The 19201-nt window shown below is 66.1% G+C and carries 34 protein-coding genes; all 34 read right to left on the minus strand.

Annotation, left to right across the window (positions count from 1 at the left end; translation table 11 throughout):
* Positions 1-90: 90 nt before the first annotated feature.
* The gene (gene rpsD, locus ACIBG7_RS04595) at positions 91-717 is read right to left on the minus strand and encodes a 30S ribosomal protein S4 (protein ID WP_357915827.1); all 627 of its coding nucleotides are present in this window, start codon (positions 715-717) and stop codon (positions 91-93) included.
* An 18-nt stretch (positions 718-735) separates the two neighbouring features.
* The gene (gene rpsK, locus ACIBG7_RS04600) at positions 736-1140 is read right to left on the minus strand and encodes a 30S ribosomal protein S11 (RefSeq protein WP_020542285.1); all 405 of its coding nucleotides are present in this window, start codon (positions 1138-1140) and stop codon (positions 736-738) included.
* A gap of 45 nt (positions 1141-1185) precedes the next feature.
* Positions 1186-1566, minus strand: a complete 381-nt coding sequence (rpsM, locus tag ACIBG7_RS04605) for a 30S ribosomal protein S13 (protein ID WP_357915824.1) — start codon at positions 1564-1566, stop codon at positions 1186-1188.
* A gap of 188 nt (positions 1567-1754) precedes the next feature.
* Entirely contained in the window at positions 1755-1868 is a 114-nt protein-coding gene (rpmJ, locus tag ACIBG7_RS04610; protein ID WP_003956441.1) for a 50S ribosomal protein L36, read from the minus strand.
* A gap of 20 nt (positions 1869-1888) precedes the next feature.
* Positions 1889-2110, minus strand: coding sequence for a translation initiation factor IF-1 (gene infA / locus ACIBG7_RS04615; RefSeq protein WP_030508344.1), 222 nt, complete (start codon positions 2108-2110; stop codon positions 1889-1891).
* A gap of 219 nt (positions 2111-2329) precedes the next feature.
* Positions 2330-2977 carry a class F sortase gene (locus ACIBG7_RS04620; protein WP_357915821.1) on the minus strand — a complete coding sequence of 216 codons (648 nt, stop codon included), beginning with the start codon at positions 2975-2977 and terminating at the stop codon, positions 2330-2332.
* 4 nt (positions 2978-2981) lie between these two features.
* Positions 2982-3515, minus strand: a complete 534-nt coding sequence (locus ACIBG7_RS04625; protein ID WP_397335171.1) for a hypothetical protein — start codon at positions 3513-3515, stop codon at positions 2982-2984.
* Positions 3516-3667: 152 nt separating this feature from the next.
* A complete protein-coding gene (locus ACIBG7_RS04630; RefSeq protein ID WP_357915815.1) occupies positions 3668-4063 on the minus strand; it encodes a hypothetical protein in 396 nt (131 codons plus the stop codon).
* A 112-nt stretch (positions 4064-4175) separates the two neighbouring features.
* Positions 4176-4604, minus strand: a complete 429-nt coding sequence (locus tag ACIBG7_RS04635) for a DUF1707 domain-containing protein (RefSeq protein ID WP_357915812.1) — start codon at positions 4602-4604, stop codon at positions 4176-4178.
* Positions 4605-4622: 18 nt separating this feature from the next.
* The gene (gene map / locus ACIBG7_RS04640; protein WP_357915809.1) at positions 4623-5435 is read right to left on the minus strand and encodes a type I methionyl aminopeptidase; all 813 of its coding nucleotides are present in this window, start codon (positions 5433-5435) and stop codon (positions 4623-4625) included.
* A gap of 118 nt (positions 5436-5553) precedes the next feature.
* Positions 5554-6204: an adenylate kinase gene (locus ACIBG7_RS04645; protein ID WP_357915806.1), complete on the minus strand. Its 651-nt coding sequence runs from the start codon at positions 6202-6204 to the stop codon at positions 5554-5556.
* Positions 6205-7515: a preprotein translocase subunit SecY gene (gene secY, locus ACIBG7_RS04650; RefSeq protein ID WP_397335172.1), complete on the minus strand. Its 1311-nt coding sequence runs from the start codon at positions 7513-7515 to the stop codon at positions 6205-6207.
* A gap of 164 nt (positions 7516-7679) precedes the next feature.
* The gene (gene rplO / locus ACIBG7_RS04655) at positions 7680-8135 is read right to left on the minus strand and encodes a 50S ribosomal protein L15 (protein WP_357915800.1); all 456 of its coding nucleotides are present in this window, start codon (positions 8133-8135) and stop codon (positions 7680-7682) included.
* Positions 8136-8137: 2 nt separating this feature from the next.
* A complete protein-coding gene (gene rpmD / locus ACIBG7_RS04660) occupies positions 8138-8320 on the minus strand; it encodes a 50S ribosomal protein L30 (protein ID WP_181615885.1) in 183 nt (60 codons plus the stop codon).
* 2 nt (positions 8321-8322) lie between these two features.
* On the minus strand, positions 8323-8955 hold the full coding sequence (gene rpsE, locus ACIBG7_RS04665) for a 30S ribosomal protein S5 (protein ID WP_357915797.1): 633 nt from the start codon (positions 8953-8955) through the stop codon (positions 8323-8325).
* Positions 8956-8980: 25 nt separating this feature from the next.
* Positions 8981-9364, minus strand: coding sequence for a 50S ribosomal protein L18 (gene rplR / locus ACIBG7_RS04670; protein ID WP_357915794.1), 384 nt, complete (start codon positions 9362-9364; stop codon positions 8981-8983).
* A 2-nt stretch (positions 9365-9366) separates the two neighbouring features.
* Complete coding sequence (gene rplF / locus ACIBG7_RS04675; protein WP_357915791.1) at positions 9367-9906, minus strand: 50S ribosomal protein L6; 540 nt, start codon at positions 9904-9906, stop codon at positions 9367-9369.
* An 18-nt stretch (positions 9907-9924) separates the two neighbouring features.
* On the minus strand, positions 9925-10323 hold the full coding sequence (rpsH, locus tag ACIBG7_RS04680) for a 30S ribosomal protein S8 (RefSeq protein WP_357915788.1): 399 nt from the start codon (positions 10321-10323) through the stop codon (positions 9925-9927).
* Between the two features lie 190 nt (positions 10324-10513).
* Positions 10514-10699, minus strand: a complete 186-nt coding sequence (locus tag ACIBG7_RS04685) for a type Z 30S ribosomal protein S14 (RefSeq protein WP_357915785.1) — start codon at positions 10697-10699, stop codon at positions 10514-10516.
* Between the two features lie 5 nt (positions 10700-10704).
* On the minus strand, positions 10705-11274 hold the full coding sequence (rplE, locus tag ACIBG7_RS04690; protein ID WP_181615879.1) for a 50S ribosomal protein L5: 570 nt from the start codon (positions 11272-11274) through the stop codon (positions 10705-10707).
* The gene (gene rplX / locus ACIBG7_RS04695) at positions 11274-11555 is read right to left on the minus strand and encodes a 50S ribosomal protein L24 (protein ID WP_357918335.1); all 282 of its coding nucleotides are present in this window, start codon (positions 11553-11555) and stop codon (positions 11274-11276) included. Before rplX ends, rplE begins: the two co-directional genes overlap by 1 nt.
* An 11-nt stretch (positions 11556-11566) precedes the next feature.
* On the minus strand, positions 11567-11938 hold the full coding sequence (gene rplN / locus ACIBG7_RS04700) for a 50S ribosomal protein L14 (protein WP_132617254.1): 372 nt from the start codon (positions 11936-11938) through the stop codon (positions 11567-11569).
* Positions 11939-12231: 293 nt separating this feature from the next.
* The gene (rpsQ, locus tag ACIBG7_RS04705; RefSeq protein WP_357915781.1) at positions 12232-12507 is read right to left on the minus strand and encodes a 30S ribosomal protein S17; all 276 of its coding nucleotides are present in this window, start codon (positions 12505-12507) and stop codon (positions 12232-12234) included.
* Positions 12500-12739 carry a 50S ribosomal protein L29 gene (gene rpmC, locus ACIBG7_RS04710; protein WP_357915778.1) on the minus strand — a complete coding sequence of 80 codons (240 nt, stop codon included), beginning with the start codon at positions 12737-12739 and terminating at the stop codon, positions 12500-12502. Before rpmC ends, rpsQ begins: the two co-directional genes overlap by 8 nt.
* Positions 12739-13158 carry a 50S ribosomal protein L16 gene (gene rplP / locus ACIBG7_RS04715; protein WP_357915775.1) on the minus strand — a complete coding sequence of 140 codons (420 nt, stop codon included), beginning with the start codon at positions 13156-13158 and terminating at the stop codon, positions 12739-12741. Before rplP ends, rpmC begins: the two co-directional genes overlap by 1 nt.
* A gap of 2 nt (positions 13159-13160) precedes the next feature.
* Positions 13161-14015 carry a 30S ribosomal protein S3 gene (gene rpsC, locus ACIBG7_RS04720; protein ID WP_357915772.1) on the minus strand — a complete coding sequence of 285 codons (855 nt, stop codon included), beginning with the start codon at positions 14013-14015 and terminating at the stop codon, positions 13161-13163.
* On the minus strand, positions 14015-14368 hold the full coding sequence (rplV, locus tag ACIBG7_RS04725) for a 50S ribosomal protein L22 (protein ID WP_357915769.1): 354 nt from the start codon (positions 14366-14368) through the stop codon (positions 14015-14017). Before rplV ends, rpsC begins: the two co-directional genes overlap by 1 nt.
* 24 nt (positions 14369-14392) lie before the next feature.
* Positions 14393-14671: a 30S ribosomal protein S19 gene (gene rpsS / locus ACIBG7_RS04730; RefSeq protein ID WP_357915766.1), complete on the minus strand. Its 279-nt coding sequence runs from the start codon at positions 14669-14671 to the stop codon at positions 14393-14395.
* A gap of 11 nt (positions 14672-14682) precedes the next feature.
* Positions 14683-15519: a 50S ribosomal protein L2 gene (rplB, locus tag ACIBG7_RS04735; protein ID WP_357915763.1), complete on the minus strand. Its 837-nt coding sequence runs from the start codon at positions 15517-15519 to the stop codon at positions 14683-14685.
* A gap of 95 nt (positions 15520-15614) precedes the next feature.
* Complete coding sequence (rplW, locus tag ACIBG7_RS04740) at positions 15615-15917, minus strand: 50S ribosomal protein L23 (RefSeq protein ID WP_357915760.1); 303 nt, start codon at positions 15915-15917, stop codon at positions 15615-15617.
* Positions 15917-16567 carry a 50S ribosomal protein L4 gene (gene rplD / locus ACIBG7_RS04745; RefSeq protein ID WP_357915757.1) on the minus strand — a complete coding sequence of 217 codons (651 nt, stop codon included), beginning with the start codon at positions 16565-16567 and terminating at the stop codon, positions 15917-15919. Before rplD ends, rplW begins: the two co-directional genes overlap by 1 nt.
* Entirely contained in the window at positions 16564-17217 is a 654-nt protein-coding gene (gene rplC, locus ACIBG7_RS04750) for a 50S ribosomal protein L3 (protein WP_357915754.1), read from the minus strand. The genes rplD and rplC overlap by 4 nt, the downstream gene beginning before the upstream one ends.
* 13 nt (positions 17218-17230) lie before the next feature.
* The gene (gene rpsJ / locus ACIBG7_RS04755; RefSeq protein ID WP_357918332.1) at positions 17231-17539 is read right to left on the minus strand and encodes a 30S ribosomal protein S10; all 309 of its coding nucleotides are present in this window, start codon (positions 17537-17539) and stop codon (positions 17231-17233) included.
* Between the two features lie 319 nt (positions 17540-17858).
* Positions 17859-19052 (minus strand): elongation factor Tu, encoded by a 1194-nt coding sequence (tuf, locus tag ACIBG7_RS04760; protein WP_357915751.1) that lies wholly within the window; start codon positions 19050-19052, stop codon positions 17859-17861.
* Positions 19053-19201 lie beyond the last annotated feature (149 nt).

A 19201-nucleotide genomic window follows, 5' to 3' on the forward strand; every position in this document is an offset into this window, starting at 1 on the left:
CCTTGGTCAGGTGACGCCCGCTATATGACGCCACTCCGATAGACAGCCTAAATGGGGTACGGCATGCCGTACCCCATTCAGAGCGAGCTGCTACTTGGAGTAGAGCTCGACGATCAGCTGCTCCTGGACCTGCGTGTCGATCTGCTGACGGACCGGCAGCTGGTGCACCAGGATGCGCATCTTGTCCGGCACGACGCCGAGCCACGCGGGGATGCCGCGGTCGCCGGCGGTCGCGCGGGCGACCTCGTAGGGCAGCAGGTTGCGCGACTTCTCACGAACCTCGACGATGTCGTGCTCGCGAACGCGGTACGACGGGATGTCGACCTTCTTGCCGTTCACCAGGATGTGGCCGTGACGGACCTGCTGGCGAGCGGCGTCGCGGGACTCGGCGAAGCCGGCGCGGAAGACCACGTTGTCGAGACGGCTCTCCAGGATCTGGAGAAGGTTCTCGCCGGTCTTGCCGCCCTTCTTGTTGGCTTCCTCGTAGTAGTTGCGGAACTGCTTCTCGAGGATGCCGTAGATGCGGCGGGTCTTCTGCTTCTCACGAAGCTGGAGCTGGTACTCAGACTCCTTCGGACGACCGCGACCGTGCTCACCCGGGGGGTAAGGACGGATCTCGATGGGGCACTTGGCGGATTCGCACTTCTTGCCCTTGAGGAAGAGCTTGGTCTTCTCCCGGCGGCAGAGCTTGCAGTCCGCACCCGTGTAACGAGCCATTTCTCAATTTCTCCTGGGTCAGACGCGGCGGCGCTTGGGCGGGCGGCAGCCGTTGTGCGGCACGGGGGTGACGTCCTGGATGGAGCCAACCTCGAGGCCGGTCGCCTGCAGCGAACGGATCGCGGTCTCACGGCCGGAGCCGGGACCCTTGACGAACACGTCGACCTTGCGCATGCCGTGCTCCATGGCGCGGCGGGCGGCGTTCTCGGCAGCCATCTGCGCGGCGAACGGGGTGGACTTACGAGAGCCCTTGAAACCCACGTGGCCGGCCGAGGCCCAGGAGATCACGTTCCCGTTCGGGTCGGTGATCGAAACGATCGTGTTGTTGAACGTGCTCTTGATGTGGGCGTGCCCGTGAGCGACGTTCTTCTTTTCCTTGCGACGCACCTTCTTCGGTGCGCCCTGACGGCTCTTAGGAGGCATTCTTTGCCTTCACTCCTGAGGTTGTCGGTCCCGCGGCTGCGTGGACTACTTCTTACCGGGCTTCTTCTTGCCGGCGACGGTCTTCTTCTTGCCCTTACGGGTACGCGCGTTGGTCTGGGTGCGCTGGCCGTGGACGGGAAGACCCTTCCGGTGCCGGATGCCCTGGTAACAACCGATTTCGATCTTGCGACGGATGTCGGCCTGAACCTCTCGGCGCAGGTCACCCTCGATCTTGAAGTTCGCCTCGATGTAGTCACGCATCGGGACGAGCTCGGTGTCGCTCAGCTGGTGGACCCGGAGGTCGCCGCTGATGCCGGTGGCCTGGAGGATCTCCAGGGCGCGGGTACGGCCGATGCCGTAAATGTAGGTGAGAGCGATCTCCAGCCGCTTTTCGCGGGGGAGGTCGACGCCAACCAGGCGAGCCATGGTCGGGCATTCTCCTTCGTTTCGGCGGAGGTCCTACGCCTCACTCCCCTCCCCATGCCCGGGGTGAGGGCCCCGGCCTCCGACCGGGGGTGTCCACCGAAGTGGTGTGACGCGTGACAACAGTCAGGCTTCCTCATGCGTAGAGCCCGCTACGAAGAGCGGACTCCGAAGAAGCCTTGGAAAGCGACTTAGCCCTGACGCTGCTTGTGGCGCAGGTTGTCGCAGATCACCATGACGCGACCGTGCCGGCGGATCACCTTGCACTTGTCGCAGATCTTCTTGACGCTCGGCTTGACCTTCATAGTCCTTCGTATCCTCAGACTTACTTGTACCGGTAGACGATCCGCCCACGACTGAGGTCGTAGGGGCTCAGCTCCACGACAACCCTGTCGTCGGGCAGAATCCGGATGTAGTGCATCCGCATCCGTCCGCTGATGTGGGCCAGGACCTTATGGCCGTTGTCGAGCTGCACCCGGAACATGGCGTTCGGGAGCGACTCGATAACAGTGCCCTCGATCTCGATGGCGCCGTCTTTCTTGGCCAAAATCCCTCGCGTTTCACTGATCGGTCGTCTGAGGCATCGGATCACTAGCAGCCGCGACCATGCGCTTCGTTCAGAGAGCGGTGACGTGCCACAGTCACTTGCGCACAATGGTCATAGTGAGCCGACTAAGGAGTGTACGACACTCTGGTGAAAAACGCGAAACGCGCGCCAGGTGTCCCGACACAACCATGTCTAAGGCTACCCCACGCTGCGGGTTGTTCACTTCACTTGGCGGAAGTCCCTGGCGAGATACGCCGCCCTGAACACCGTGTGGACGATCACGTTGTCGCGGTAGGAGTGCCTGGCCTGGTCGAACGCGCCGCCACAGGTCACCAGCCGCAGCTCGCGCCGCTCGGAGGGCCCGTAGACCCGATCGGCCGGGAAGTCCGTCTTCGGCGCCCGCTCCAGCCTCTCGACCGCGAACACTGTCACCGTACCGTCCCCGCGCACCACGCCGACCACGTCGCCCCTGACCAGCTCGCCCAGCCGGGCGAAGACCGCCGGTCCGGTGCGCGTGTCCAGGTGCCCGGCCAGGACCGCCGAGCCCTTCTCCCCCGGCGTCGGCCCGCCGCCGAACCAGCCCGCCACGTTCGCGTGCTCCAGCGGCGGCACGGCCAGCGTCCCGTCCTCGGCCATCCCGAGCACAACGAGCGGCGCGTCCACCTTCAGCCGCGGGATCAGCACCCGGTTCGGCTCCGCCCGCCCCAGCTCTCCCCCGTACGGCACCGGCCAGCCGCCCGTCCCGGCGACCCGCGCGGGCAGCACCGCCGCTTCTTCCGGTACGGCGCGCATGCCGTACCCGCCGGGCAGGCAGCCCGTCGCCGCGGCGAGCACCAGCGCACCTGCCGCCCAGCCGAGCCGGCGCACCGCGCTACTGGCCCGATCCGCGCCGGCGCCGCACGGCCACGACGCCCGCGCCCGCGGTCAGCGCCAGCACGCCCACCGCCCCGGCCAGCCACAACGCCCGCCCCGCGCCGCCGGGCTCCTCGGCCCGCTCCCATGGCTCGGCGCGCACCGCGAGCCCGCCGCCCCCGGTGTCCGGCCCCACCCGAGGGTACGGCCGACCCCGCCCGTCGACGCTGAGGTAGGCCTTGACCAGCCCGTCGGCGCACCGCACGACCACTTCGTGCGCGGTCGCCCGAGCCCGGTCGTCGATCTCCACGCGTCCGGTCCAGCCGCCCTGGCTCGATCGCGCCAGCCGTACGTGCCGGCCCTCGAAGGCCATCGAAGAAGCGGTGACGCCCCCGGTCGCGGCGCCGCACTCACTGACGTAGATGCTGACCTGGCCACCCGCCCGGGCGTTGGGCGGGTAGATCGTCACCCGGGACTCGGCGGCCGCTGCGGCTCCCGTCGCGAACGTGGCCCCTGCCACCACACCCAGCGCGACGCGAACGACTGCGCCCATCGTTCCCCCCATACGACGGTTGCCAACAAAGATCGTCTACCCGGACCGATCTCCACCAACTACGACGAGCGGTAAAGAGTGCGTCTATAGCCAGACACGAGAACGGCCCGCCTCGTGGAGGCGGGCCGTGGCGGGGCTGGCGAGCGGCTAACTCACTTGTAGATCCAGTGCTTCTTGCCGCAGTTGTCGAACTTGCCGCCCCAGCAGGTGTAGCTGTACATCTTCTTGATCCCGTGACCGGACCACGCGTTCTTCCCGGTCTTGCCGTCCCACTGGTAGACCTTCTTGTTCCAGTGGCCGTTCTTGAAGTACCAGAACCACACGTAGCCGTGCTTGCCGCCGGGACGGTCGACGCCGTACCAGTGGGTGTAGACCTTGCCGTGGGCCTTGAACGTGGTCCCGAACGTGTAGGCCTTGCCGTCGCTGGAGAAATGCTTGCCCCAGCCACCGGCGGAAGCGGATTCGGTGGCGGCCTGGGCGGGAGCGGCGACCGCGAGCCCGGTCAGTACCGAACCGGCGAGAGCGGCGGCGGCGAGAAACTTACGCACTTGATCCTCCTGGGTGATGTCGGGTGGTGCGCCCTGACATCGCCCAAGCTACGGAGCCGGCGCCGAACCTTCTGCGCACGAATGCACAGATCGTATTTGTGCACCTTCGCGGCTAACCCCGCTTGTGCTGCTCCCCGCCGAACAGGGTGCTGACCAGCAGGATCGCGCCCCACGGGCCCATGACCCACAACGGCCACGGGTAAATGAAGTCGCCGGTCGACAGGCTGATGATCAGCCAGATCACCCAGTTGACCGCGCTGGCGGCGGCCCAGGCGGCCCACGCCGCCTTCATGCCGTTGTGCACGGCCGGCTTGGCCGAGGCGGCGGCCGGCAACCGGGCCGGCTGGGCGCGCAGGTCCACGTCCGGCAGGTCGGAGGTCACCCGGGCCAGCTCGCCGTAGGTCTTGCTGTCGTAGACCTGTTCGAGCCGCTCGTTGAACTCCTCGACGGTGATCCGGCCCTGAGCGGTGTGCTCGCGCAGGACCGCGGCCACCCGATCACGATCGACGTCGGAAGCTCGCATCTCGGGGCTCTGCGCCATCGCTACCACTCCCGGGGGTCAGCTCTTCTGCGGGTGCGAAAGGCGCTCCTTGCCACCGTCTATGGCAGTTAGCACCCAAGGACCATTATGTGTCACGGCGACGCTGTGCTCGAAGTGCGCGGAGGCCTTGCCGTCGATGGTGACCACGGTCCAGTCGTCGGCCAGCACCCGAGTGCGGTGCGTGCCGAGGTTGACCATGGGCTCGATGGCCAGGCACATGCCCTCCTCCAGCACCGGGCCGCGACCCGGCCGGCCGTGGTTGGCCACCCACGGGTCCATGTGCATCTCGGTGCCGATGCCGTGCCCGCCGTACTCCTGAGGGATGCCGAACTTGCCCTGCGAGCGCACGTACTTCTCGATCTCGTACCCGATGTCGGACAGGTGGCGCCCCGGGGTCAGCGCGGCGATGCCCCGCCACATCGACTCCTCGGTCACCCGCATCAGCTCGGTCAGCGCCGGGTCGACCTCGCCGACCGGGACGGTGATCGCCGAGTCGCCGTGCCAGCCGTCCAGGATCGCGCCGCAGTCGATGGAGATGATGTCCCCCTCCTGCAGCTTGCGCGCGCTGCCCGGGATGCCGTGCACGACCTCGTCGTTGACCGACGCGCAGATCGTGGCCGGGAAGCCCTGATAGCCCTTGAAGGACGGGATCGCGCCCTCCTCGCGGATCGCCTTCTCCGCGATCGCGTCCAGGTCGAGCGGGGTCATGCCCGGCTGGACCGACTCCTTCAGGAGCTGGAGCGTGCGCCCGACGACCAGCCCGGCCGCCCGCATCTTGTCGAGCTGCTCGGGCGACTTGATCTGGATTCCGTGTCTGTTCTTCTTGAACACCTTGCGGCCACCCCCCAACGGGCTAATTCCCCCAACAATAACGGCGAGTCCCCACCGAAGCGGCACCAAAGGAAAGGTCCCCCGCGGATACCGCGAGGGACCTCTCAAGGCAGCAAAATCAGTCCGCGTAGGGCCGCAGCGCATCCATCGCGCGGCGGGTGATCTCCTCCACCGGGCCGGTGGCGTCGACCCCGACCAGGATGCCCTCGTCGGCGTAGAACTCGATGAGCGGAGCGGTCTGCTCCTGGTAGACCTCCAGGCGGTGCCTGACGGTCTCCTCCTTGTCATCGTCCCGCTGGAACAGCGCGCCCCCGCACGCGTCGCACTTGTCGTCCTGCTTGTCGTCGAACTCGACGTGCCAGATGCGACCGCACTGGCTGCAGGTGCGCCGGCCGGCGAGCCGGCGGACCACCTCGTCGTCGTCCACGATCAGGTTGAGGACGATGTCCAGCGAATGACCCCAGTCGAGGAGCATCTTCTTCAGGATCTCGGCCTGGGGCACGTTCCTGGGGAAGCCGTCGAGCAGGAAACCGTCCTGCGCGTCGTCCTCGGAGAGCCGGTCGCGAACCATGGCGACGGTGACCTCGTCGGGCACGAGGTCACCACGGTCCATGTAGGACTTGGCAAGCTTGCCGAGCTCCGTGCCGCCCGACACATTGGCACGGAAGATGTCGCCTGTCGAGATTTTCGGGATCGACAGGTTAGAGGCGATGTACTGGGCCTGTGTCCCCTTACCCGCTCCGGGGGGCCCGACCAGAACCAGACGCATCTACCGCAGGAAACCTTCGTAGTTGCGCTGCTGGAGCTGGCTTTCGATCTGCTTCACCGTGTCAAGTCCAACACCGACCATGATCAGGATGCTCGTCCCTCCGAACGGGAAGTTCTGGCTCGCGCCCGCGATCGACAGCGCGATGATCGGGACCATGGAGATCAGACCCAGGTAGAGCGAACCCGGGGCGGTCAGGCGGTTGAGCACGTAGCCCAGATATTCGGCTGTCGGCCGACCCGGGCGGATGCCCGGGATGAACCCACCGTACTTCTTCATGTTGTCCGCCACTTCAACGGGGTTGAAGGTGATGGACACGTAGAAGTAGGTGAAGAAGATGATCAGTGCGAAGAAGATGCCCATGTACCACGGGCCGGTGCCGGTGGCCAGGTTGGTCGCGATCCACTGGATGACCACGTTCGGGTCTTCCGTGTTGGCGAACAACGAGGTCAGCAGCTGCGGCAGGTACAGCAGCGAGGAGGCGAAGATGACCGGGATGATGCCGGCCTGGTTCACCTTCAGCGGGATGTAGGTGGACGTGCCGCCGTACATCCGGCGACCCACCATCCGCTTGGCGTACTGCACCGGGATCCGGCGCTGCGCCTGCTCGACGAAGACCACCGCCGCGATCATGAAGACGCCGACCACCAGAACCGCGGAGAAGGTGAACGGGCTCTTCTGGAAGATGCTGGCCAGCTCCGACGGGAACACCGCGACGACCTGGGTGAAGATCAGGATGGACATGCCGTTGCCGACGCCACGGTCGGTGATGAGCTCGCCCAGCCACATGATGACCGAGGTACCGGCCGTCATGATGATCACCATGGTGACGATGCTGAAGACGTTGTCGGGATCGAGGAGGACTTCCTCGTTGCAGCCCTGGAAGAGCTGGCCGCTACGGGCCAGCGCGATGAAGGCGGTGGACTGGAGGATCGCCAGACCGATGGTCAGATAACGCGTGTACTGCGTGATCTTCGCCTGGCCGGACTGTCCCTCCTTCTTGAGGGCCTCGAGCCGCGGAATCACGACCACGAGCAACTGGAGAATGATGCTCGCGGTGATGTAAGGCATGATGCCCAGCGCGAACACCGACAGCTTCAGGAGAGCGCCGCCGCTGAACAACTGCACCATGCCGTAGATGTTGCTGGCGTCGCCCTGACGGACGACCTCGTAGCACTTTGCAATGTTGTTTACGTCGACACCCGGAGTCGGGAGAACCGAGCCGAGTCGGAACAGCGCGATGATGCCCAGCGTGAAGAGCAACTTCTTGCGCAGGTCCGGCGTCCGGAACGCCCGGGTAAACGCGGTCAGCACGGTCCCTCCTGCGCGCCTTTCAGGCGATATGAGTCTGCGATGGTGCGGGGGTCTGCCATCTGAAATCTCGGGTCAGACAGACGGCATTACTACCGTCTCGGCGAACTCTAACGCACTACGGGCGCGAGGGCCCATTGACGAACCCTCGCGCCTCGTAATAGCTGTTACAGCTCGGTAGCGGAACCACCGGCAGCGGCGATCTTCTCCTTCGCGGAGGACGAGAAGGCATGCGCCGTCACGTTCACCGCGACCGAGATGTCGCCAGTGCCGAGGACCTTGACCGGCTGGTTCTTGCGGACCAGGCCCTTGGCGATGAGCCCCTCAACGGTGACCTCGCCACCCTGGGGGAACGCCTCGCCGAGCTTGTCCAGGTTGACGACCTGGTAGGTCGTCTTGAACAGCGCGTTGCTGAAGCCCTTGAGCTTCGGCAGGCGACGCTGCAGCGGCACCTGGCCACCCTCGAAACCGAGGGGAACCGTGGTACGGGCCCGCGAGCCCTTGGTGCCGCGACCGGCCGTCTTACCCTTGGACGCCTCGCCACGGCCCTTGCGGACCTTGGCCTTGTTGGCGCCGGGGGCGGGACGGAGGTCGTGAATCTTGAGCGGAGCCTTGTCAGTCATGACTAGTCGACCTCTTCCACGTCGACGAGGTGCGTGACCTTGTGGACCATGCCGCGGATCTCCGGGCGGTCCTCCTTGACCACGACGTCGCCGATTCGCTTCAGGCCAAGCGAACGCAGCGAGTCACGCTGGTCCTGCTTGCCACCGATCTTGGAACGGACCTGAGTGATCTTCAGGCGACCCATGACTAGCTCACCGCCTTCGCCAACGCGGCAGCCTCGGCGATGCCCTCGGCGCGAGCCTTGAGCATGGCCTTGGGCGCGACGTCCTCGATCGCCAGGCCACGACGGGCAGCGATCGCCTCGGGGGTCGACAGACCCTTCAGCGCCGCCACGGTGGCGTGGACGATGTTGATCGGGTTGTCCGAGCCGAGCGACTTGGACAGCACGTCGTGGATCCCGGCGCACTCCAGCACGGCGCGCACCGGACCACCGGCGATGACGCCGGTACCGGGCGAGGCCGGACGCAGGAAGACGACGCCGGCCGCCTCCTCACCCTGCACGGTGTGCGGGATGGTGCCCTGGATGCGCGGGACGCGGAAGAAGTGCTTCTTCGCCTCCTCGACACCCTTGGCGATGGCCGCGGGGACTTCCTTGGCCTTGCCGTAACCGACGCCGACCAGGCCGTTGCCGTCACCGACGACAACCAGGGCGGTGAAGCTGAAGCGACGACCACCCTTCACGACCTTGGCCACTCGGTTGATCTTCACTACACGCTCGATGTACGAGACGCCCTTGTCAGCGGCGCCACCGCGGCGATCGTCACGACGGTCCCGCCGCTCGCCACCGGTGCCGCCACCGCGACGCGGAGCTGCAGCCATCAGTGGTTCCTCTTCTCAGTTGCCATCAGAACTCGAGCCCGCCTTCGCGGGCGCTGTCCGCCAGGGCCGCGATGCGACCGGCGTACCGGTTACCGCCACGGTCGAAAACGACCGAGCTGATACCGGCCTCCTTGGCCCGCTGAGCGAGGAGCTCGCCGACCTTCTTGGCCTTCGCCGTCTTGTCGCCCTCGGCCGTGCGCAGGGAGGCGTCCATGGTGGAGGCGCTCACCAGCGTGTGGCCGGCGTTGTCGTCCACGATCTGGACGAACAGGTGACGGGTCGAGCGGTTGACGACGAGGCGAGGACGCTCCGCCGTACCGAAGACCTTCTTGCGGATCCGGCTGTGCCGACGGGCCCGCGAGACGGCGCGACCAGCCGTGTGCTTGCCGTGCGCGATCTTGCCAGCCATCGCTACTTACCAGCCTTTCCGACCTTGCGGCGGATCTGCTCACCCTGGTACCGCACGCCCTTGCCCTTGTACGGGTCGGGCTTGCGGAGCTTGCGGATGTTCGCGGCGACCTCGCCGACCTTCTGCTTGTCGATGCCGTCGACGTGGAAGAGAGTCGGCTTCTCGACCCGGAAGGTGATGCCCTCGGGGGCGTCCACGATCACGGGGTGGCTGAAGCCCAGAGCGAACTCCAGTTGCGTCGGGCCCTTGGCCGCGACACGGTAACCGACACCCACGATCTCGAGCGTCTTGGTGTAACCCTGCGTGACGCCGGTCACCATGTTGGCGATCAGCGTGCGAGACAGGCCGTGCAGAGCGCGGACCTTGTTCTCGTCGTTCGGGCGGGAGACGGTAACGCTGCCGTCCTCCTGGGCCACGGTGATGGGCTCCGCCACGTTGTGGTTGAGCTTGCCCTTCGGACCCTTCACCTCGACGAGCTGGCCGTCGATCTTGATCTCGACTCCGCCTGGCACGGGGATCGGCAGTCGTCCGATACGCGACATGCTGTGTTCCTCCCCTCGTTACCAGACGTAGGCGAGGACTTCCCCGCCCACGCCACGCTTGCCGGCCTGCTTGTCGGTCATGAGCCCGGCCGACGTCGAGATGATCGCGACGCCCAGCCCACCCAGAACCCGCGGCAGGTTGTCCTTCTTTGCATAAACACGCAGCCCGGGCTTGGAAACCCGGCGCAGCCCCGCGAGCGAACGCTCACGGCTCGGCCCGAACTTGAGCTCCAGAACGAGCTGCTTCGCAGGCTTGGCGTCCTCGACGGTCCAAGACTGGATGTAGCCCTCCTGCTGGAGGATCTCGGCGATGTGCGCCTTGATCTTGGAATACGGCATCGACACGGAGTCGTGATATGCCGAATTCGCATTCCGCAGACGAGTCAGCATGTCTGCGATCGGGTCGGTCATCGTCATGGCCAACGGCCTTCCTCGCGGCGGTTTCCGTCCCAGCCGAGTGAAACTCTGCCGAGGGGACCTACAGCGTGGTCACGGTCGCCCGGCGGGCGACCTGATTTACATAGCGTCCCGGCGGGCGAACCCTCCGGGCATATGCCCCGGGACACGCGGTCCCGGGGCGGAAGCGGTCACCTCCCCGAAGGGAAGGTCACCAGCTGGACTTGGTGATGCCCGGCAGCTCGCCGCGGTGCGCCATCTCACGGAAGCACACGCGGCACAGGCCGAACTTCTTGTAAACGGCGCGCGGACGGCCGCAGCGGGAGCACCGGGTGTAGGCGCGCACGGCGAACTTCGCCTTCCGCGCGGCCTTCACCTTCAGAGACGTCTTAGCCATCTAGATCAGGCCTCCTTGAACGGGAAACCGAGGTGCTTGAGCAGCGCCCGGCCCTGGTCGTCGGTCTTCGCGGTGGTCACCAGCGTGATGTCCATACCGCGGGGCCGGTCGACCTTGTCCTGGTCGACCTCGTGGAACATGACCTGCTCGGTCAGACCGAAGGTGTAGTTCCCGTTGCCGTCGAACTGCTTGGGCGACAGGCCGCGGAAGTCGCGGATACGCGGGAGGGCCAGCGACAGCAGCCTGTCGAGGAACTCCCACATGCGGTCGCCACGCAGCGTGACGTGCGCGCCGATCGGCATGCCCTCGCGCAGCTTGAACTGCGCGATGGACTTGCGGGCGCGGACGACAGCCGGCTTCTGGCCGGTGATGACGGTGAGGTCGCGGACGGCGCCCTCGATCAGCTTGGAGTCGCGAGCGGCCTCGCCGACACCCATGTTGACCTTGATCTTGGTCAGGCCCGGGACGAGCATGACGTTCTCGATGCCGAACTCCTCGCGGAGCTTGGCGATGATCTCCTCGCGGTACTTCGTCTTCAGGCGAGGGGTGGGACGCTCGACAGTCGTCTCAGTCATTACTTGTCCTCACCTTCCGACTCGTCCTTCTTCTTGTCGGCAGGCTTTTCGTCCTTGAGCTTCTTGACGTTGCTCACGTGGATCGGAGCCTCCATCCGCTGCACGCCGCCCTGCTTGGCGCCGCGCGGGCCCTGGAAGTTCTCCTTGGCGTGCTTGGTCACCATGTTGACGCCCTCGACAACCACGCGGTCCTCGCGCGGGTTGGTGGCGATGACACGGCCCTTGACGCCCTTGTCCTTGCCGGCGATGACCTGAACCAGGTCACCCTTCTTCACGTGCAGGGACTTCGGCATCACAGCACCTCCGGAGCGAGCGAGATGATGCGCATGAACTTCTTGTCGCGCAGCTCGCGGCCCACCGGGCCGAAGATGCGGGTGCCGCGGGGGTCGCCGCTGTCCTTGATGATGACGGCGGCGTTCTCGTCGAAGCGAATGTAGGAACCGTCGGGACGACGGCGCTCCTTGGTCGTGCGCACGACGACCGCCTTGACGACGTCACCCTTCTTCACACCGGTCGAACCGGGGAGGGCGTCCTTGACCGTGGCGACGATGATGTCGCCGATACCCGCGTAGCGCCGACCCGAGCCGCCGAGGACACGGATGCAGAGGATTTCCTTCGCACCGGTGTTGTCGGCAACCTTGAGTCGTGACTCCTGCTGGATCACGTCTTCTCCTGTTGGTCTCCGCCGGTTCTCGGCGCCTGGGCGCGAGCCTTGCGGAACTTCATGGTCTTGGTCCTCCGGCGACAACCCCTCTTCCCGTACGGCATGCCGTACCGGAAGCGGATCGCCCCGCAGGCGGCGGAGCCAGCGGCTCCGCCCTTGGACGCCTCCATGGGGAAGGCCCCCACGCAGGCGCGATGCGCCTCCCCGGGGGCTAGCCCGCCACGGAGGCGCGAATGCCCAGCTTACCGGTAGAGCCGGCGTGCTCTATACCACAAGCACACCGGCTCAACGGACTACTTGGCCTTCTCGAGGATCTCCACGACGCGCCACCGCTTGGTGGCGGACATCGGACGGGTCTCCATCAGAAGGACGCGGTCGCCGACGCCGCAGGTGTTCTGCTCGTCGTGCGCCTTGTACTTCTTCGTCCTGCGGATGACCTTGCCGTACAGCGGGTGCTTGACGCGGTCCTCGACGGACACGACCACGGTCTTGTCCATCTTGTCGCTGACGACCAGGCCCTCACGGGTCTTGCGGTAGTTACGCGCGGTGGTCTCGGTGGCCTCAGACATCGCTCGACTCCTTCTCGACAACCGTGACGATCCCGAGCTCACGCTCGCGCATCACGGTGTAGATTCGGGCGATCTCTCGACGGACAGCCCGGAGCCGCCCGTGGCTCTCAAGCTGACCGGTGGCAGCCTGGAAGCGGAGGTTGAAGAGCTCCTCCTTGGCTTCCTTCAGCTTCGTGACCAGGGAGTCCTGGTCCTCTTCACGCAGATCACCGGCGGTCAGACCCTTAGCCATCACGCCTCACCCACTTCACGCTTAACGATCTTGCACTTCATCGGGAGCTTGTGGATCGCCCGCTTGAGCGCCTCACGGGCGATCGGCTCGGCGACACCGGACAGCTCGAACATGACGCGCCCGGGCTTGACGTTGGCGATCCACCACTCCGGCGAACCCTTACCGGAACCCATGCGGGTCTCGGCCGGCTTCTTGGTCAGCGGACGGTCCGGGTAGATGTTGATCCAGACCTTTCCGCCACGGCGGATGTGCCGGGTCATCGCGATACGAGCGGACTCGATCTGGCGGTTGGTCACGTAGGAGTGCTCAATCGCCTGAATGCCGAACTCGCCGAACGTGACCCTGGTGCCGCCCTTGGCGGCGCCGCTCCGGTCAGGCCGGTGCTGCTTGCGGTGCTTGACCCTGCGAGGGATCAGCATGGTCAGCTCCCTTCAGCACCCGGCTGCGTGGCCGGGCCGGTCTCGGGGGCAGCCTGGGAGGCCGCCTCGGTACGGGGGGCGCGGTCTCCGCGGCCACCGGCAGCGCCACCACGGCGCGGACGGTCGCCACCACCACGACGCGGACGGTCGCCGCCGCCACCGCGACGGTCGTCGCGCTCGCGACGCTGACCGGCACGAGCACCGGCGGCAGCCGCCTCGCGCTCGGCGCGGCTGGTGGGAGCCTCACCCTTGTAGATCCAGACCTTCACGCCGATGCGGCCGAAGGTCGTGCGGGCCTCGTAGAAGCCGTAGTCGATCTCCGCGCGGAGCGTGTGCAGGGGCACGCGGCCCTCGCGGTAGAACTCCGAGCGGGACATCTCGGCGCCGCCCAGACGACCGGAGCACTGGACACGGATGCCCTTGGCGCCGGACTTCATGGCCGACTGCATCGCCTTGCGCATGGCACGGCGGAACGAGACGCGGCTCGACAGCTGCTCGGCGACACCCTGAGCGACGAGCTGAGCGTCGATCTCCGGGTTCTTCACCTCGAGGATGTTGAGCTGGACCTGCTTCTTGGTCAGCTTCTCGAGGTCGCCACGGATGCGGTCCGCCTCGGCGCCGCGGCGGCCGATGACGATGCCGGGACGCGCGGTGTGGATGTCCACCTGGACGCGGTCCGTCGTGCGCTCGATCTCGACCTTGGAGATGCCGGCCCGCTCCATGCCCTTCTGGAGCATGCGGCGGATGGCGACATCCTCAGCGACATACGACTTGTAGAGCTTGTCGGCGTACCACCGGCTCTTGAAGTCGGTCGTGATGCCGAGGCGGAACCCGTGCGGGTTAACCTTCTGGCCCACTATCGGGTCCTTCCCTTCGGCTCGCGGGATTCCACGATCACAGTGATGTGGCTGGTCCGCTTGTTGATCCGGTAGGCACGACCCTGGGCGCGCGGACGGAACCGCTTCAGCGTCGGGCCCTCGTCGACCCACGCGCGGCTCACGACGAGCGTGGCCGGGTCGAGGTCGAAGTTGTGCTCCGCGTTCGCCACGGCGCTGCTGAGCACCTTGTAGATCGGCTCGCTCGCCGACTGGGGAGCGAACTGCAGCACGGCCTGCGCCTCCGAAGCGGGCAGCCCGCGAATGAGGTCCACCACGCGGCGGGCCTTCTGGGGCGTGACACGGACGAACCGCGCCTGAGCCCTGGCTTCCATCGCTTTCTCCTACTTCCGAGACGCTTACCGCCGGCTGCGGCGGTCTTCCTTGACGTGGCTGCGGAACGTGCGCGTGGGCGCGAACTCGCCCAGCTTGTGACCGATCATCGAGTCGGTGACGAACACCGGCACGTGCTTGCGGCCGTCGTGGACGGCGATCGTGTGGCCGATCATGGCCGGCACGATCATGGAGCGCCGCGACCACGTCTTGATGACGTTCTTGGTGCCCTTCTCGTTCTGGGCGTCCACCTTCTTCTGAAGGTGCTCGTCCACGAAGGGACCCTTCTTAAGGCTACGTGGCATTCTGGCTGCTCCTACCGCTTCTTCCTCTTGGACCGACGGCGGATGATCAGCCTGTCGCTGGCCTTGTTCGCCTGACGGGTACGACCCTCGGGCTTGCCCTTGGGGTTGACCGGGTGGCGACCACCGGAGGTCTTGCCCTCACCACCACCGTGCGGGTGGTCGACGGGGTTCATCGCGACACCACGGACGGTCGGGCGCTTGCCCTTCCACCGCATACGGCCGGCCTTGCCCCAGTTGATGTTGCCCTGCTCGGCGTTGCCGACCTGGCCGACCGCAGCGCGGCAGCGGACGTCGACCATACGCATTTCGCCGGAGGGCATACGCAGGGTGGCGTACTGGCCTTCCTTCGCGAGCAGCTGGATCTGAGCGCCCGCGGACCGGCCCAGCTTCGCGCCACCGCCCGGACGGAGCTCCACCGCGTGGATGAAGGTACCGGTCGGGATGTTGCGCAGCGGGAGGCAGTTGCCCGGCTTGATGTCGGCGCCGGGGCCGTTCTCGATGCGGTCGCCCTGCTTGAGGCCGGTCGGCGCGATGATGTAGCGCTTCTCGCCGTCGGCGTAGTGCAGCAGAGCAATGTTGGCGGTGCGGTTGGGGTCGTACTCGATGTGAGCGACCTTGGCCGGGATGCCGTCCTTGTCGTGCCGCCGGAAGTCGATGATCCGGTAGGCGCGCTTGTGACCGCCGCCCTGGTGGCGGGCGGTGACTCGGCCGTGAGCGTTACGGCCGCCCTTGCTGTGAAGGGGAGCAAGCAGCGACTTCTCCGGCGTGCTGCGGGTGATCTCGGAAAAGTCCGAGACACTCGAGCCGCGGCGACCCGGGGTCGTCGGCTTGTACTTACGGATGCCCATCTTTTTCGTTCATCCTTTGTCGGTTACATGGGTGAACCCGCCGCACTCTCGTGCGGCGGTTCGCCCGTTCCTAGCTATGTACGGCAGGCGCGGAATTAACCGACAGCACCGAAGATGTCGATGCGGTCGCCCTCGGCCAAGCTCACAACCGCGCGCTTGGTGTCGGGACGCTTGCCGTAACCGGTGCGGGTGCGCTTGCGCTTGCCCGTCCGGTTGATGGTGTTCACGCTGGTGACCTTGACCTCGAAGATCTTCTCGATCGCGATCTTGATCGCGGTCTTGTTCGCGGTCGTCCGCACCAGGAACGTGTACTTGTTGTGCTCATCGATCAGGCCGTAGCTCTTCTCGGAGACCACGGGCTTGATGATGATGTCGCGCGGGTCGGCGATCTTCTCCATCAGGCGTCTTCCTTCCCGGCGCCCTGGCTCAGCCGAGCCACGACCTGGTCGTACGCCACCTGGGTGAAGACCACGTCGTCGCTGCAGAGCACGTCGTAGGTGTTGAGCTGCCCGGCGTCCAGCAGGTGGACCTCGGGAGCGTTGCGCAGGCTCAGCCAGGTGAGCTGGTCGGTCTCGTCAACCACGACGAGGACCCGCTGGCCCTGGGTGATCTTGCGCAGTGCGTCGAGGGCCGCCTTGGTCTTGGGCGTCTCGCCCGTGACCAGGGTGCTCACCACGTGCACGCGGCCGCCGGACGCGCGGTCCGACAGCGCGCCGCGGAGAGCGGCGGCCTTCATCTTCTTGGGGGTCCGCTGCGAGTAGTCGCGGGGAACCGGGCCGTGGACGACGCCGCCGCCGGTGAACTGCGGCGCACGGGTCGAACCCTGACGGGCGCGGCCGGTGCCCTTCTGGCGGTACGGCTTCTTGCCACCACCACGGACCTCACCACGGGTCTTGGCCTTGTGCGTGCCCTGCCGGCGAGCGGCGAGCTGGGCCACGACCACCTGGTGGATGAGCGGAACGTTGACCTTGGCACCGAAGATGTCTTCGGGCAGGTCGACGGAGCCGGCCTTGGCGCCGCTGGCGTCGAGGACGTCAATGCTGGTCACTTGGCAGCCCCCTTCTTGGCAGCGGTGCGGACGAGGACCAGGCTGCCGTTCGCGCCGGGAATCGCACCCTTGATCAGGATGAGACCCTTCTCGGCGTCGACGGCGTGAACCTTGAGGCTCTGCACGGTGGTGCGGACGTTACCCATCCGACCGGCCATGCGCAGACCCTTGAAAACGCGTCCCGGGGTGGCGCAGCCACCGATGGAACCCGGCGAGCGGTGCTTGCGCTGCGTGCCGTGCGAGGCACCCAGACCACCGAAACCGTGGCGCTTCATGACACCCGCGAAACCCTTGCCCTTGGACTTGCCAGTCACGTCGACGTACTGGCCGGCCTCGAAGGTGTCGGCCAGGAGCTCCTGGCCCAGGGTGTAGTCGCCCGCGTCGTCCGTGCGGATCTCCGCGAAGTAGCGGCGCGGGGTGATGTCGTGCTTACGCAGGTAGTCGCCGAGCGGCTTGTTGACCTTCCGGGGGTCGACCTGGCCGAAGCCGAGCTGGATGGCCGAGTAGCCGTCCTTCTCAGCGTTGCGGATGCGGGTCACCACACACGGACCGGCCTCGACCACGGTGACCGGAACCAGCCGGTTGTCCGCGTCGAAGACCTGGGTCATGCCGAGCTTCTTGCCCAGGACGCCCTTGATCGTCTTAGCCATGTCAGTGTGTCCCTCAGAGCTTGATCGAGATGTCGACGCCAGCCGGAAGGTCGAGACGCATGAGCGAGTCGACGGTCTTGGGCGTCGGGTCGATGATGTCAATCAGCCGCTTGTGCGTGCGCATCTCAAAGTGCTCGCGGCTGTCCTTGTACTTGTGCGGCGAGCGGATGACGCAGTACACGTTCTTCTCGGTCGGCAGCGGCACCGGGCCCGCGACCTTCGCGCCAGTCCGCGTCACAGTCTCGACGATCTTCTTGGCCGAGATGTCGATGACCTCGTGGTCATAGGCCTTGAGCCGAATGCGGATCTTCTGTCCCGCCATAATGGCCTCGGTGTCCTTCACTGTCGTCTGAAAAAGTAACGAGCGGCAGGATGCCGCGTGGGTGAGTCGACCTACCAGATTACCCGCTGTGAGCAGGTGCTCCGGCCAGGTTCGCGTCACCCTGGTTGACCCCACATGACAGACGTCGTTGATCTGTCGTTTCTTCCGTGATCCGGCAGTCATCTCGGTCGATGTGACCGAGCTAACTGCTGGATCACGGCCCTCATGCGAGGTCTGTGCCGCGAGGCCTGCCGTACCGGACGACGGGCCTCGCACAGTGAGAGGCGGCCGGCCCCTGGTGGAACCGGCCGCTTCCCAACTACTTGATGATCTTGGTGACTCGGCCGGCGCCGACGGTCCGACCACCCTCACGGATGGCGAACTTGAGGCCGTCCTCCATGGCGATGGGCTGGATGAGCTCGACGCGCATCTCAGTGTTGTCGCCAGGCATGACCATCTCGGTGCCCTCGGGGAGGTTCACCACACCGGTCACGTCAGTCGTACGGAAGTAGAACTGAGGACGGTAGTTGTTGAAGAACGGCGTGTGACGGCCGCCCTCGTCCTTGCTCAGGATGTAGACCTGGGCCTCGAACTCGGTGTGCGGGGTCGTGGTGCCCGGCTTGATGATGCACTGGCCGCGCTCGACGTCCTCGCGCTTGATGCCACGGAGGAGCAGACCGACGTTGTCGCCCGCCTGGCCCTCGTCGAGCAGCTTGCGGAACATCTCGACGCCGGTGACCGTGGTGGTGGTCTTCTCCGGGCGGATGCCGATGATGTCGACGGTCTCGGAGACCTTGACGATGCCACGCTCGATACGGCCGGTGACGACGGTGCCGCGGCCGGTGATCGAGAAGACGTCCTCGACCGGCATCAGGAACGGCTTGTCGGTCTCACGGACCGGCTCGGGAACGTTGTCGTCGACAGCGGTCATCAGCTCGATGATGCTGTCTTCCCACTTCTCGTCGCCCTCAAGAGCCTTGAGCGCGGAGACGCGGACGACGGGCAGGTCGTCGCCGGGGAACTCCTGAGCCGAGAGCAGCTCACGGACCTCGAGCTCGACGAGCTCCAGGATCTCCTCGTCGTCCACCATGTCGGACTTGTTCAGAGCCACGACGATGTAGGGGACGCCGACCTGGCGGGCCAGGAGCACGTGCTCCTTGGTCTGCGGCATCGGGCCGTCGGTGGCGGCGACCACGAGGATCGCGCCGTCCATCTGCGCCGCACCGGTGATCATGTTCTTCACGTAGTCGGCGTGACCGGGGCAGTCCACGTGAGCGTAGTGGCGCTTCTCGGTCTGGTACTCGACGTGCGCGATGGAGATCGTGATACCACGAGCCTTCTCCTCGGGCGCCTTGTCGATCTTGTCGAACGGGGTCGCCTCGTTGAGGTTCGGGTAGCGCTTGTGGAGCACCTGGGTGATCGCCGCGGTCAGAGTGGTCTTGCCGTGGTCGATGTGCCCAATGGTGCCGATGTTCACGTGCGGCTTAGTCCGCTCGAACTTGGCCTTAGCCACTGGTTCTCTCCTTAGAGAATCTGACTGACTTTCGTCTTCACACTCGGGCCCGGGTGATCCCGAACCCCTGAGCGACGGAGATCCCTCGCGGGACCTCCGTCAGGGACCAGGGTGGTGGTCCCGATGCCCGGCGGGCGGATGGCCCGCCG

The organism is Nonomuraea sp. NPDC050328 (genome assembly GCF_044459405.1).
Lineage (GTDB): Bacteria > Actinomycetota > Actinomycetes > Streptosporangiales > Streptosporangiaceae > Nonomuraea.

Coding starts and splice junctions, on each gene's coding strand:
- rpsD (WP_357915827.1), bottom strand. CDS start 717: ATGGCTCGTTACACGGGTGCGGACTGCAAGCTCTGCCGCCGGGAGAAG.
- rpsK (WP_020542285.1), bottom strand. CDS start 1,140: ATGCCTCCTAAGAGCCGTCAGGGCGCACCGAAGAAGGTGCGTCGCAAG.
- rpsM (WP_357915824.1), bottom strand. CDS start 1,566: ATGGCTCGCCTGGTTGGCGTCGACCTCCCCCGCGAAAAGCGGCTGGAG.
- rpmJ (WP_003956441.1), bottom strand. CDS start 1,868: ATGAAGGTCAAGCCGAGCGTCAAGAAGATCTGCGACAAGTGCAAGGTG.
- ACIBG7_RS04625 (WP_397335171.1), bottom strand. CDS start 3,515: ATGGGCGCAGTCGTTCGCGTCGCGCTGGGTGTGGTGGCAGGGGCCACG.
- ACIBG7_RS04635 (WP_357915812.1), bottom strand. CDS start 4,604: ATGGCGCAGAGCCCCGAGATGCGAGCTTCCGACGTCGATCGTGATCGG.
- ACIBG7_RS04645 (WP_357915806.1), bottom strand. CDS start 6,204: ATGCGTCTGGTTCTGGTCGGGCCCCCCGGAGCGGGTAAGGGGACACAG.
- rplO (WP_357915800.1), bottom strand. CDS start 8,135: ATGACTGACAAGGCTCCGCTCAAGATTCACGACCTCCGTCCCGCCCCC.
- rpmD (WP_181615885.1), bottom strand. CDS start 8,320: ATGGGTCGCCTGAAGATCACTCAGGTCCGTTCCAAGATCGGTGGCAAG.
- rpsE (WP_357915797.1), bottom strand. CDS start 8,955: ATGGCTGCAGCTCCGCGTCGCGGTGGCGGCACCGGTGGCGAGCGGCGG.
- rplR (WP_357915794.1), bottom strand. CDS start 9,364: ATGGCTGGCAAGATCGCGCACGGCAAGCACACGGCTGGTCGCGCCGTC.
- rplF (WP_357915791.1), bottom strand. CDS start 9,906: ATGTCGCGTATCGGACGACTGCCGATCCCCGTGCCAGGCGGAGTCGAG.
- rpsH (WP_357915788.1), bottom strand. CDS start 10,323: ATGACGATGACCGACCCGATCGCAGACATGCTGACTCGTCTGCGGAAT.
- ACIBG7_RS04685 (WP_357915785.1), bottom strand. CDS start 10,699: ATGGCTAAGACGTCTCTGAAGGTGAAGGCCGCGCGGAAGGCGAAGTTC.
- rplE (WP_181615879.1), bottom strand. CDS start 11,274: ATGACTGAGACGACTGTCGAGCGTCCCACCCCTCGCCTGAAGACGAAG.
- rpsQ (WP_357915781.1), bottom strand. CDS start 12,507: ATGTCTGAGGCCACCGAGACCACCGCGCGTAACTACCGCAAGACCCGT.
- rpmC (WP_357915778.1), bottom strand. CDS start 12,739: ATGGCTAAGGGTCTGACCGCCGGTGATCTGCGTGAAGAGGACCAGGAC.
- rplP (WP_357915775.1), bottom strand. CDS start 13,158: ATGCTGATCCCTCGCAGGGTCAAGCACCGCAAGCAGCACCGGCCTGAC.
- rplV (WP_357915769.1), bottom strand. CDS start 14,368: ATGGAAGCCAGGGCTCAGGCGCGGTTCGTCCGTGTCACGCCCCAGAAG.
- rpsS (WP_357915766.1), bottom strand. CDS start 14,671: ATGCCACGTAGCCTTAAGAAGGGTCCCTTCGTGGACGAGCACCTTCAG.
- rplB (WP_357915763.1), bottom strand. CDS start 15,519: ATGGGCATCCGTAAGTACAAGCCGACGACCCCGGGTCGCCGCGGCTCG.
- rplW (WP_357915760.1), bottom strand. CDS start 15,917: ATGGAGAAGATCGCCGACCCGCGCGACATCATCATCAAGCCCGTGGTC.
- rplC (WP_357915754.1), bottom strand. CDS start 17,217: ATGGCTAAGACGATCAAGGGCGTCCTGGGCAAGAAGCTCGGCATGACC.
- rpsJ (WP_357918332.1), bottom strand. CDS start 17,539: ATGGCGGGACAGAAGATCCGCATTCGGCTCAAGGCCTATGACCACGAG.